Raw genomic sequence first — 12452 nt, 5'->3', positions numbered from 1 at the left:
ACTTCGATGTGGCTGCGGTTCCGCTGCCAGCAGGCGGAGTGTTGCTTCTCACGGCGCTGGGTGGCTTGGTCTTGGTTCGCCGCCGTAAAACGGCATAACAAGACCCCAATAACAGATGTTATGGTAAAAGGGCTGGAAACGGTCCTTTTATTTTTGTGTTTTGCTCAGATGGACCTTCCGAGCGCCTGGCACAACATCCAGATCATGCGCGTGCATCTGAGACGGATTAAAATTGCCGTCGCCCGCACGATCTCACCCGATGATGCCAGTTTCTTGCTGGCAAGCACTTTGGGCGTATGCACCACTGCGCTTGCTGGCATGGCTAGCCCGCGCAGCGCCCAACTTAGACGCGCCGACAAACTCGTTCCGTTCAACTGATAGGCTTCTTGCGTTGTCCGGCGCCATTTGGTCTTGAGCGCGGGCCAGTCCTGTCGCGACGGGTGGCTGACTCGAAACCGGTCTTCATAAATCAGAGTATACCCGCGCGACACTGCCCGCATGGTCCATTCCCGATCTTCCGAGACGCCGTTGATAAACCCGCCAATCGCGTCGAACACATCGCGCCGGGTCAGCAGATTGCCCGCGCCGGAAAACCCCTGAACCTCGATATATCTGCGGAAGTTGAAGGCAAAAACTGCCTCGAACGCCTCGGCACCGCTGCGTGGTGGTGGGGTTTCGTCAAAGACGTCAACCCGCCCTCCGATGAGATCGGCCCGGTCTGCAATCTCGCGGCCGACCGCCAGCCATTCAGACGCTGGCACACAATCGGCATCGATGAAGAACAACCGCTGCGCCGTGGTTTCGGCCACGCCCCGATTGCGGGCATGTGCTGCGCCCTTTTGGGTTTCGGTTATGAACCGCACGTCTGGGAAGGCCTGGCTCATCCCATCCAGCGAGATCGGGGAGGCATTATCCACGACCACGATTTCGGTGTTGGCGACGTCATTCTCCATCAACGCCCGCAGGCAGCGCTCCAGCCTGGGAAGATCGTTGTAATGGGGAATTATGACCGCATCAGCCGGAACCGGATCAGTAAGAGCCGTAACCATAACCGAAAGCCTCGCTGATATAGCGACATTTGGTCAGCACGATGCCCATGACCTTTGTAAGTTCCGCCAGCTGCTGTTCTGCCACATCAATATGGTCGATGCTGGTTTCTTCGGCCGCACCCAACAGCAGGGCACAGTCAACGTTCTTCAGAAACCCGTGGCTGTCATCACTCGCCATCAGCGGCGGGGTATCGAACAGCATGATATCCGGCTGGTACTCTTCTTCGATCCGCTCCAGCGTTTCGACCATTGCCCGGCTTTGCAGAATCTCAGCCGGATTGCGCGTCGGAGAATAGTTCAGCCCAAAGATGACATTCTGGCCATGACGCAGCGCATGCTGCTGAAACGAAATGTCTCCGTGAATGACGTCGGCCATGCTGTGATTGCCCGTCTGTCGCAGGATGTCGGCCAGCCCCATGCGCCGCATGTCGAAATCGATGACAATCGTACGCAGGTCCTTCTGCCGACCCAGGCTAAAGGCCAGATTGGCTGTGGCCGTGCTTTTGCCGCAGCCGCTATAGGGGGATGTCAGGGCCACACGACGCCAGCCGTTGGACTGAATCTGCTGCAGCATCTTTGTTCGCAACATGTCGTAAGGCGCGGCCTCAGCTCCGCCGTGATAGGCAACCAGGCGATTGCGCGTAATCAGATGCTGATCAATCTGCAACTCTGGCAGAGCATCCCAGGCCCCACCTCTGCTTTCCGGTGGAGCAGGCTGCTGAGCCACGGGCAGTTCAGGCGGTTCTGTCTGGCGGCCTGCGCGCTCATCGCGGGCTTTGCGAATTGCCTCCTGAAGACGGTCCATTATGCCCTATCCAATCCTGTAGAAGCAAAAATCACCAGTAAACCTCCAACTTGTCGATCACTTTCTCTGCGATCAGATCCAGCGGCAAATAGTAGGTATGCACGGCCCAGACCGCTGCGGGCGCGCCGATCAGAATGGCCAAAACGACCATAATCCAGACGACCCGGCGTCGGATCATCTCACCGCGTGAAGGTGCATAAGGAATGGTCGCGATTGGCCACACATCCAGCTTGTTAATCAGGTCTTCGGGCCGGCGAACGGATCGGTTCAGGACCTCCAGCAGCAGAACCAAAGCGGCGCCCAGCAGAATTCCAAAGGCAATACCCCCTGCTGCAATGAACATGCGGTTGGGCTTTGTTGGTGAACTTGGTGCCACCGGATATTCGATCACCGAAATGCGCTGACCCTGCGATGTCACTTCGATCCGTTCACCGGTCGATGCCGCTGCCAAACGATCGACAGCGCCGTTGTACTGGGCCTGGATGTTGTCATGATCACGCTGCAGTTCGGCCAGCGTGATCGCGTTGGCCGGGGTCTGGTCGATCGTCAGCGTCAACTTGGCAAGGCGATCCGCAATCGAAATCCTTTGATCCTCAAGGGCCGATATCTGGGAATCAAGCTGGGCCAGTTGCAGGTCCAGTGACGAGTTGCCTGTCTGAGGGTTGACCTGCGCGGTATTGGCCGCCTGCTCGGCGGCAACCGTTTCTTCCAGCTTGGCAATTCTGGCCCGCAGAAGCCGTATCTGTGGGTTGGCTTCCGAATAGATCGCGCGCTTCGCGTCAAGCTCGTTCCTCAACTGCGCCAGCTGCAACTGCGCGGGGGTTCTGTTTTGCTGCGCTGGTGTAACGATCTGGCCGGTCGAGCTGTAAATCTCCAGGAGTTTTTCCCGCTCGCTTTTTTTGGAGAAAATTTGCTGATCTGTCTGTTCGAGGTTGGTCTGCAGCGCCCCTTGCTGTGCCAACCGGAACTGCAGGCTGCTGGGCAGGGCACCGGAGTTCTCTCTTTCGAATTCCAGAATACGAGCGCTGCGTTTATCCAGCTCGTTGCCAAGACGTTCCACTTCCTGCTGGAAAAAGCTCAGCGTATCTGACGCGCGCCCCTTGCGGTAGGACACGTCGAGCTTCTGGATTTCCGTTAGGTATTCATTGAGCACCCCGGCGGCAATCTGACCGGACCGGGCCTCAAAAGAAATGCTCATCAGACTGGCCTGATTCAAGCCCGAGTTGATGCGGATTCGGGTGTTCGCCCGCATCGCGTCAACGATTTGATCCGGGGTTGCTTCGTCTTGGCTGGGCAACACGGAAAGCTGGCGGGCGATATCCAGAAGGACTGGCCGCGTCAGCAGGCGTTGTTCAACGATCTGAAGCTGTTCGCCTGCAGAAGTATTGACTGTGCTGGCCGCAAGGTTGCCCGGAATCTGAGGGGATTCAACAATCAGCCGCATCTGCGACACATATGTCGACGGCAAAGTCATCGCGATGATGACTGACGTCATCGAAACAACCAACGCCACAATGAGGAAATACGGGAGTCGCCTCAGAAAAATGGAAGAATAGTAACGAACGGGACCCATTTCAGACTATCAGCTCCTTCTCTAGTGAGTTCCCACCAAAGAACACACCATCCTCGCTCACCTGATTTACGACGCCTTCATCCACCTTGTCCGCTTCACTTGTCCAGGCATAGAGCAGGGCGAAATCACAAAACTGGTTCACAAGACGCGGCACACCGCGTGTCTGCTGGAAAATCATCTTGCAGGCGTCTTCCGTGAACTCTTCGCCCGAGCCGCCGGCGATCTTCATTCTGTGTTTAATATAGCGTTCGACCGAGGCCTCATCCATCCGTTCCAGATGAAAACTTGCGGCCACCCTCTGCGTCAGCTGGCGCATCTTGGGGTCCAAAACCATATCACGCAACTCGGGCTGGCCGACCAGAACAAGCTGGATCAACTCATCCGTGTTGGAGTTGATGTTGGTCAGCATACGGATTTCTTCCAGACCTTCGACCGTCAGATTCTGCGCCTCGTCGAAAATCAGAACCACGCGCCGCCCTGCGGCATATTCTGATACAAGAAAATCCTGCAATGCCCGAAACAGCTGCACATAGGTTGCATCTTTTTCGATCGGAAGGCCCAAAGCATGTAACACCCACTGCAACAGCTCTCCCCGCCCTTCCTGAGCATTCGAGATCAATCCAACCGTGATCGACTGTTCCAATTCGCTAAGCAGGTGTTGAACGAGGGTTGTCTTTCCTGCGCCAATCTCGCCCGTCAGCACCGTGATCGGTGCGCCGCTCATGATGCCGAATTGCAGGACAGAATAGCCGCGCTTGTGCAGCGGCGACCAATACATGAACCCAGGGTCCGGAAGCAGCGTGAAGGGTCGCCGGTCCAGCCCGAAGAAGTCTAGATAAAACCCGTCACTGGACGCCATTGCACCACGGTTGCCTTCCGCCTTGTCAAACCTGATCTTAGCCCCCCTGAGATCACCTGAAATCGCACCCTGAACCACTAGTAAACCCTTATACAACGCAGTTTATCACATGAACTAAAAAAGCACTTGGTGACTACTCTGCCATAAAATCAAGATAGTGAGCATTACTAAAATTCACAGTCACCAAATAGACGCTTTCGCCTGCCCAATCTGATGGAATCTAAGTGATTGTCTCCCCAACACCCTTGCGCAGACTGCCTAATTGAGCAGCAGTGAGACTCAAAAGCCGCCGCTCGCCAGAAATGCACCTTATCCCCCAAATTGGAACCAAAATTGCCAAATATCACTCATTATCCCCACCTACGAACAAATACGCTGTATGTATTGCCCGGTTGGCGTAAATATTTTGCATTGGCAGCCTTCAGTACGCCCGGGTTGTCACGATCTTGGGAAGACCCTCATCATTATTAATGTTTTGCAAGCTGGCAGGAATTTGTTAACACTTGGTCACAGGCGGTCTGCCGGTTATGTGAGTATGGGCAGAACTTAAACAGACATAAAAATATAATACTTTTTGTATATAAGTAAGTTTGAGGTTGAGCGTAGTAAGGTCTTTAGTTTTGTAAGTGGTTCTTGAATATGAGTTGTGTTTTGGGGGTTTAAATAGTGACAAGTCATTCGAAAGAGGTAGCCAACGCTGGCGCGGGCTATCCTGACATCTCTGTTGTGCGGACCTCGGCACAGTCTCCGGGGTTTTACAGAAGTATGGGGAAGCGTGTCTTCGACATTGTATTCGTGCTGCTTGCGACTCCGTTTGTCGCGCCGTTGGTTTTGGCCCTTGCTGTATTTCTGGCCTTTCAGGGCGTCACGCCGTTTTACCGGCAGGAACGGGTCGGCAAGAACGGTCGGGTGTTCAAGCTGCTAAAACTGCGCACCATGGTACATGATGCCGAGACAGTGCTTAAAGACCATCTGGCGGCCAATCCCGAGGCGCGGAAGGAATGGGACCGGAATCAGAAGCTACGCAATGACCCGCGCATCATCAAGTTCGGCTCGTTCTTGCGGAAGTCCTCAATGGATGAACTGCCGCAATTCTGGAACGTGTTGGTGGGCGATATGTCCATGATCGGACCCCGGCCCATGATGGTGGACCAGCAAAGCATATATCCCAGCACAACCTACTATTCGATGCTTCCTGGTATCACCGGAGCATGGCAGGTTTCAAAGCGGAACAATTCCTCGTTCGCCGAACGCGCGCATCACGATACCGAGTATTGGAAGAACATGTCCTTCTCGTCGGATGTTTCTATCCTGATGAGGACGGTTTCTGTTGTCCTGCGCGGCACCGGCTGTTGACGTCAGGACCCGCTGCCGGGTGTAATCAGATCGACCACGTATCCTACGGCGCCGGGTAAATGAGCATGTCAATAATAAGAAGAATGTACCTTCTGGCCAGCAATCGTCTGGCAATTGTTTTTCTGACCCTGTCTTTGGTTCTAAGTGCATGCGACTCGGCCGAGGAGCGCGCAGAAGCCCATTTCCAGGCTGGCCTGGCCCATCTGGAGGCAGGCGATGTCCAGCGTGCGTTGGTCGAATTCAAGAACGTATTCAAGCTGAACGGCCAGCACAAAGAAGCCCGCCTGACCTTTGCCCGACTCGAGCGCGACCGCGGCAATATCCCCGTCGCCTATCGGCAATATCTGCTGCTGGTCGAGCAATATCCGGACAATCTCGAAGGACATCGCGCCCTGGCCGAGATGGCTTTGGAAACAGCAAGCTGGGAAGATTTGCGGCGCCACGCCGGGGTGGCAAAAGACCTTGCCCCCGATGACATCGAAATCAAGTCCCTCAACAACACACTGGCCTATACCGAGGCCGTCAAGGCCAACAATGCGGTTGAGGCAAACCTCACCATCGACGCTGCCCATGAAATACTGAATGAACGCCCCGACCTGATGACCGCGCGGCAGATCGTCATCGACGATCTGGTCCGTTCTAAGGACTGGGCGGCCGTGTTGGGAGAAACCGATACGGCCCTTGGCTTTGCACCGCAGCAAGGCAATTTGTACGCCATCAAACTCCGTGCCTTGCAAGAACTGCAAGAACCTGAGGAAATCGAAAAGCAGCTGATGCAAATGCTGCAGGTCTTCCCTGAAGACACAAGCGTGCAGCAGACGCTTTTCGAACACTATGTCGACCAAAACAATCTGGATGCCGCCGAAGGCGTTTTGCGCGACAAGGCAGAGCCCGAGGCGCAGGATTCGTTTTCGATACAGAGGCTCATAGCGTTTCTGGCAGAGCATCGTGGCACCGACGCAGCAATTGCCGAGTTGGATGGCATCATCGCGACGGGCGGGATTAATACGCCGCGTTTCAAGACCATGCGGTCGGCTCTGAAATTCCAGCTCGGAGACACGCAAACCGCGCTTGGCGAGATGCGGGAATTGCTTGAAGGTGCCGAACGGACCACACAGACCCGCGAAAGCGAGGTAGAGTTCGCCCGGATGCTATTGATTGTCGGTGAACCTGCGGAAGGTCGGGCTGTGATCGAGCAGGTCCTGACCGAAGACCCGACACAGGCCGAAGCTGTGAAACTGAAGGCAGCCTGGCTGATCGAAAAAGACAAAACCGGCGACGCAATCGTGCTTTTGCGCGAAGCGTTGCACCAAACCCCCCGGGATTCGCGGCTTATGACCTTGATGGCCCATGCGCATGAGCGCAACGGCGACCAGGAACTAATGGGCGAAATGCTGGCACTTGCGACAGAGGTTTCCCAGAGTGCACCGGAAGAAACACTGAACTATGCCCAGCACTTGATTACAGGGGGCGATCTGGAAATCGCCGAACGCATTTTGATCGACGCTCTCAAGCAAAATCCTGAAAACCCGGAATTGTTGTTGGCACTCGGCGGTGTGTATCTGAACCTGCAGAACTGGGAGCGGCTCGAAGTGGTGCTGAACACTGTCCGCGATCTGGACGAACCCGATGCGCTGCGGCGGTCAAACGAGCTCAGAGCACAGATGCTGTCGACCCAGGAACGCAAGGATGAACTGGCGGCTTTTCTGGAAGAACTGGCAAACGACCCTGAATTCGGCCTGTCCGCCGATATTGCACTTATCCGCCTGATGCTGACACAGGGCGACGTGACCGGTGCCACCGAACGCCTTGATGAGTTGCTTGCGGAAGACCCGGACTCGTTGAACCTGCGTTTTGTGAAAGCCCGTGTTCTGACCGGTGAAGGCAAGTTCGACGAAGCCGCGCAGCTCTACCGCGCGATCCTCAAAGATCGTCCGGATGCGATCCGCGCCTGGACCACCCTGTTTTCACTGGAGATTCAGCGCGAACAGCCAGAGCAGGCCCGAGCCGTATTGAAAGAAGCTTTGGCCACCCTGCCGGAAAACCCCGATCTTTTGATGCTACTGGCAGCGGAGCACGAACGCGCCGGAGAACTGGACCAGGCGATTGCGGTCTATGAAAAGCTGTACCCGCTCAGCAACCGATCTCTGGTTGTGGCCAACAACCTGGCAAGCCTTCTGACGACCCACCGCAGCGATGACGAAAGCCTGCAGCAGGCGCAGCATCTGGCGCGACGACTGCGTGGTACAAGAATACCCACATATCAGGATACCTATGGCTGGGTTGCCTATCGGCTGGGCCGCTATGAAGAAGCACTTATTTATCTCGAACCTGCGGCCAGAGCCTTTCCGGACCAGCCTCTGGTTCTTTATCATCTGGGCAAGGCCTACGCCGCAGTTGACCGGAAGGAAGACGCCCTGCGCGCATATCAGGCTGCGCAGAAGACCGGGGTTGCCTTAAATCTTTCCCCAACACTTGAGGAAGAAATTGAACAATTGAGCGCTGCAAACATCGCCGGGCAATAAAAAAGAGCGCTGCATTTCTGCCGCATCTTGCCCTCTTCAAATATCCTGTGGATTGTTTTGCAAGCTACCTGAATGCATAAATAAAGGGAAAAGTGAGAGATTTGAATATGCGCACAGTTATCGGATCATTAATCGCCCTTGTCATTGCCATGTTCGCGGCAACGGGATCATCCGCACAAGGCTCATATCAAATCCAGCCGGGTGATGCGCTTCAGGTCGAGGTTCTGGAAGATCCCACCCTCAACCGAACCGTTCTGGTTCTGCCTGATGGCTCTATCAACTTTCCACTTGCCGGCTCGTTGCGGGCCGCGGGTCAATCCACCAACGGGTTAAGCTCATCTCTCTCTTCGGCGCTGTCCAGGAATTTCAATACGCCGCCGACCGTATTCATCTCGATCGCATCGCTTGCACCGCCTCCCTTGCTGGGCGGGCTTGCCCCGACCGGACCAACGATCGAGGTCTTCATAATGGGCGAGGTCACCATACCTGGAAAATATCTTGCCTCCGAGGGTACAACAATTCTTCAGGTTTTGGCGCAGGCCGGCGGCCTGACCAACTTCGCGGCTCGTAAACGCATCGAATTGCGTCGGGCTGACACTAAAACAGGCGTGATGAACAGATACACTTATAACTACAAGGGCTCGGGCGGTGGCATTCAAGGTAATACCATACTTAAACCCGGAGACGTTGTTGTCGTACCAGCACGCCGCTTGTTCGAATAGGGGCTATACAGGTGGGCAAATTCAGGAACAAGCTGTCCTCTGCGCTGGGGGGCGGGGTCGCTTTTGCAGTTTCACTGACGCCAGCAATCGGTCAACAGGCACTCGTACAGCAGACGACACTGCCAACAACTGCTGCGCAAACGACCCTGCAGCAGACTACTGCGCCATCAACGGTTGTGCAGCAAACGCCCAGCCAACAGTTAATCGCGCAACAAGCCCTACGAAACCCGGCCCGTCAGGTTGGTTTGCCCACGACCATCCAACCGATCGGTACGGGGACCGGTTTGAGCGTCACCCTAGATTACCTGACATCGCTCAAACATGACAATAACCTCAGGCTGACGGACCCATCGCTTGGGTCGACAACGTGGTGGGAAAACACACTGGCCCTGAGCATCCTGAGGCAGGCATCCGATTCCTCTCTGGCCCTTGATCTGTCAGGTCTGTACCGGATCGCCAACGAACCGATCATCGGGACTGAATCGTCGTTTTCAGATCCCTCCGCGCAGCTGGCGTATCAGCGTACCCGCCTGAACAGCCAGTTTGGCCTACAACTGGAGTATCGTGAACAGGACCTGGCCTTCAACCGGTCGCTGACGGACACCAACCTGGATGGCATCATCAACTCGGCCGACGTGATCGGTACCATCGGCGATCAGATCAATACCCGCGCGGACCTGAACTGGGTTGTGGGACTGAACGCGCCCCTCGGGTTCCAGTTCGACTACAGCCACCGCGAACGCCGCTATAAGGACACGATTGACCCAAGCCTGTTCGAGAACAGCTCAGACGATTATACGGCGGCCGTATTGTTTCGAATTTCCCCAATTTTACTGGGGAACCTGACTGTCGATTACAGAGATTTTGAGGCCGATGACAGCGCCCAGACCGATCGGCAGACAACAACCGTTTCAGCAGGGGGAACCTACAACATTTCCTCCGTTACCACCGTCAGCGCCAATGTCGGCTACAGCCAGGTGGACAATACAGAACGTGCAACCAACACGAATGATGTAACCGAAGACTACGTCTGGAACTTCGGCTGGAACAAAACTCTGCCGGACGGAGTTGTCACCGCTCAGATTGATCAGACATTCGGCGTGAACGGATCCAGAATAAACGCAACCGCCGGACGCAGCTATCAGCGGGCCAACGGAACGCTGAGTTTCGACGCCGGATTTACCCGTGGGCCATTTGATGAGGTTACTCCGATCGGTCAAATCGACTATTCGTACCAACTGCCTAGCTCCCGGATCGGGGCGACGATCCAGCGCCGGGTAGGCACCAGCACAGACAGTCTGGAAACTCGTCAGACGCTGGCATTTCTGACATATGACTATTTCATCAATCCAGTGTCCGGCCTTTCCTTCAGCCTTGATTTCATCGATCAGGAAACAGAAGGATCCGGCCCGTCAAACCCGCGTCAGCGCGGCACGTTCTCTGCGTCTTATTCCCGCGTAATTACAAGAGATTGGGCGATGAACGTGGGATATGAATACGAAAAGGATGATCAGAACGGCTTTACGGCAAGTTCAAGCTCGGTCTTTTTGACCCTTGGACGGCGCTTCACCCTCAAGCCCTGACCCGCATTCAGTCCAGATTGAAATTCAGAACAATCGAACGCTGGAAGGCAAATTGGTTCAAACAAAGATCAAAACCCTGCGATCCCGGACCACCGTAATTCCAGATCGCATCTGATTGTGCATGATGAAAAGCAATGCAGCATTTCGAATCGAATGACAGCCGCAACAAGATGATTGAGGCGGCACGAATGTCCCTGCCGGCTATCAACGCCGCGGGGCTGTTCTGGTTTGTTCTGCTGCTGGTCGGATCAGTGCCGGTTTTCTGGATCGGAATTGTCTCTCTGGGCGCGGCATGGAGCACCCCGGAATACAGCCACGGACCGCTGATCCCCATCATCTCGCTGTATCTGTTCCTGCGCGAGCTGCGCAATTACCCCCCCGCCACTCCAGAGGCTCATGACCGCTGGCCGGGCATCGCGGTCATCGCCGTGGCCCTAGCCATCGCCATTCTCGGCAATCTGGCGCGTATTCCGGATATCGTCACCTATGCCATGATCATCTGGGCCGGCGGCGTCATGCTGGCAGTGTTCGGCTGGCAGCGCGGCAAATACCACCAACTGCCCGTGATCCATCTGGTCTTCATGCTGCCCTTGCCGCAGTTCGTCTACTGGAAGCTGACGATCTTTCTGCAATGGGTGTCGTCCGAGCTTGGGGTCTGGTTCGTACAGCTAGCCGGTGTCTCGGTCTTTATCGAAGGCAATGTCATCGATCTGGGGGTCTATAAACTGCAGGTGGCCGAGGCCTGTTCCGGGTTGCGTTACCTGTTCCCGATCCTCAGCTTTTCGTACCTGTTCGCCCTGCTCTATCGCGGCCCGGTCTGGCATAAGGCTGTGCTTCTGATCTCGGCCGCGCCACTGACCGTCCTGATGAACTCGGTCCGCATCGGCGTGATCGGCGTTCTGGTCAACCATTACGGCATCGAACAGGCCGAAGGGTTCATGCATTTCTTCGAGGGCTGGATCATCTTCCTGCTCTGCGTCGTCATTCTGTTTCTCATGGCGATCGGTTTGCAGCGTCTTGCCCCCTATCCAAAACCGTTTGCCGAGACAATCGACCTAGATACCGAAGGGCTGGGTACCATTGCACTGCGCGTCCTGAGCATCCGCGCCTCGATGGCGCTGGCAGCAGCAGCCCTGCTAACACTTGCAGTGTCGACCGCCTGGGCCTTGCGGCCGGCCTCGGACGTGGAACCCATCGAACGCGATCCGTTTGCCCTGTACCCCCGTCAGCTTGGCGGCTGGTCCGGGTCGACCACCAGCCTCGATTCGAAGGTCGAACAAACTCTGGGCGCCAGCGACTATCTCAACGCCACCTATATCGACACCGGATCCGGTGATTTCGTGAACATGTTCGTGGCCTTCTACAACAAGCAAACCGATGGCGACGGCATCCATTCGCCCGAGGTTTGCCTGCCAGTTGGAGGCTGGGAAATCTTCAGCCTCGAACCTTATGAGATCAATCCCGGCAACACCCCTTATGGCAGCTTCACCGTCAATCGTGCAATCATCCAGAAAGAGCTGTCAAAACAGCTGGTCTATTACTGGTTCGAACAGCGCGGCAAGCGCATGGTCAACGATTTCCGTGCCAAGATGAGTGTCATTCAGGACGGGTTCACCATGGGCCGGACCGATGGCGCATTGGTCCGCTTTGTGACCCCCATCCTGCCGGGCGAGACCGAAGCTGGCGCGGATGCAAGATTGCAGCGTTTCATGGAACCCAGCCTGAACCAACTGCCCCGCTTTGTCCCGCATTGACAGCCAGACCAGATACCACGAACAGCCCATTCTTTTACCCGGTTCAGCATTACGCACTTACAGGAGATGCATTCAACGCAATATCAATTTATACGGCTGCCAAACCTTTGCCTCATGGTAGGTGTATCTAAAACTTCAAACCATTTCTGAACATAATAACTGTATGGTGAGGTGACTCTGATTGTTAGCCGAAAAAAACGTTCTGATTATTGAGTATATGAAAAAA

General features: G+C 55.4%; 10 protein-coding genes. 6 read left to right on the top strand and 4 right to left on the bottom strand.

Features of this window, described 5'->3' with window-relative positions:
• Positions 1–8 precede the first annotated feature (8 nt).
• Complete coding sequence (locus tag SJY13_RS23150; protein WP_377194817.1) at positions 9–98, top strand: VPLPA-CTERM sorting domain-containing protein; 90 nt, start codon at positions 9–11, stop codon at positions 96–98.
• 66 nt (positions 99–164) lie between these two features.
• On the opposite strand, the gene SJY13_RS23145 is transcribed toward SJY13_RS23150, so the two are convergent.
• The 4 genes from SJY13_RS23145 to SJY13_RS23130 form a co-directional block, all read right to left on the bottom strand.
• Positions 165–1049: a glycosyltransferase family 2 protein gene (locus SJY13_RS23145; RefSeq protein WP_377194813.1), complete on the bottom strand. Its 885-nt coding sequence runs from the start codon at positions 1047–1049 to the stop codon at positions 165–167.
• Complete coding sequence (locus SJY13_RS23140; protein ID WP_377194811.1) at positions 1030–1854, bottom strand: CpsD/CapB family tyrosine-protein kinase; 825 nt, start codon at positions 1852–1854, stop codon at positions 1030–1032. Before SJY13_RS23140 ends, SJY13_RS23145 begins: the two co-directional genes overlap by 20 nt.
• Before the next feature lie 31 nt (positions 1855–1885).
• Positions 1886–3349 (bottom strand): GumC family protein, encoded by a 1464-nt coding sequence (locus tag SJY13_RS23135; protein WP_377194809.1) that lies wholly within the window; start codon positions 3347–3349, stop codon positions 1886–1888.
• A 79-nt stretch (positions 3350–3428) separates the two neighbouring features.
• Entirely contained in the window at positions 3429–4286 is an 858-nt protein-coding gene (locus SJY13_RS23130) for an ExeA family protein (RefSeq protein WP_377194807.1), read from the bottom strand.
• Between the two features lie 765 nt (positions 4287–5051).
• On the opposite strand from SJY13_RS23130, the gene SJY13_RS23125 reads away from it, so the two are divergent.
• The 5 genes from SJY13_RS23125 (at position 5052) to xrtD (ending at position 12226) form a co-directional block, all read left to right on the top strand.
• A complete protein-coding gene (locus SJY13_RS23125; protein ID WP_377194805.1) occupies positions 5052–5642 on the top strand; it encodes a sugar transferase in 591 nt (196 codons plus the stop codon).
• Positions 5643–5725: 83 nt separating this feature from the next.
• Entirely contained in the window at positions 5726–8167 is a 2442-nt protein-coding gene (locus SJY13_RS23120; protein WP_377194803.1) for a tetratricopeptide repeat protein, read from the top strand.
• A gap of 107 nt (positions 8168–8274) precedes the next feature.
• Positions 8275–8889, top strand: coding sequence for a polysaccharide biosynthesis/export family protein (locus tag SJY13_RS23115; RefSeq protein ID WP_377194801.1), 615 nt, complete (start codon positions 8275–8277; stop codon positions 8887–8889).
• Between the two features lie 11 nt (positions 8890–8900).
• Positions 8901–10472 (top strand): hypothetical protein, encoded by a 1572-nt coding sequence (locus SJY13_RS23110; RefSeq protein ID WP_377194799.1) that lies wholly within the window; start codon positions 8901–8903, stop codon positions 10470–10472.
• Positions 10473–10606: 134 nt separating this feature from the next.
• A complete protein-coding gene (xrtD, locus tag SJY13_RS23105; RefSeq protein ID WP_377194797.1) occupies positions 10607–12226 on the top strand; it encodes a VPLPA-CTERM-specific exosortase XrtD in 1620 nt (539 codons plus the stop codon).
• The last annotated feature ends 226 nt before the right edge of the window (positions 12227–12452 follow it).

Origin of the sequence: Ruegeria meonggei (assembly GCF_042768335.1) — a bacterium.
Classification (GTDB): domain Bacteria; phylum Pseudomonadota; class Alphaproteobacteria; order Rhodobacterales; family Rhodobacteraceae; genus Ruegeria; species Ruegeria meonggei.
The sequence above is the reverse complement of the archived record's forward strand: the minus strand, read 5'-3'. Positions and strand labels throughout refer to the sequence as shown.

Coding starts and splice junctions, on each gene's coding strand:
- SJY13_RS23140 (WP_377194811.1), bottom strand. CDS start 1,854: ATGGACCGTCTTCAGGAGGCAATTCGCAAAGCCCGCGATGAGCGCGCA.
- SJY13_RS23130 (WP_377194807.1), bottom strand. CDS start 4,286: ATGGCGTCCAGTGACGGGTTTTATCTAGACTTCTTCGGGCTGGACCGG.
- SJY13_RS23120 (WP_377194803.1), top strand. CDS start 5,726: ATGTACCTTCTGGCCAGCAATCGTCTGGCAATTGTTTTTCTGACCCTG.
- SJY13_RS23135 (WP_377194809.1), bottom strand. CDS start 3,349: ATGACGTCAGTCATCATCGCGATGACTTTGCCGTCGACATATGTGTCG.
- xrtD (WP_377194797.1), top strand. CDS start 10,607: ATGCAGCATTTCGAATCGAATGACAGCCGCAACAAGATGATTGAGGCG.
- SJY13_RS23125 (WP_377194805.1), top strand. CDS start 5,052: ATGGGGAAGCGTGTCTTCGACATTGTATTCGTGCTGCTTGCGACTCCG.
- SJY13_RS23145 (WP_377194813.1), bottom strand. CDS start 1,049: ATGGTTACGGCTCTTACTGATCCGGTTCCGGCTGATGCGGTCATAATT.
- SJY13_RS23115 (WP_377194801.1), top strand. CDS start 8,275: ATGCGCACAGTTATCGGATCATTAATCGCCCTTGTCATTGCCATGTTC.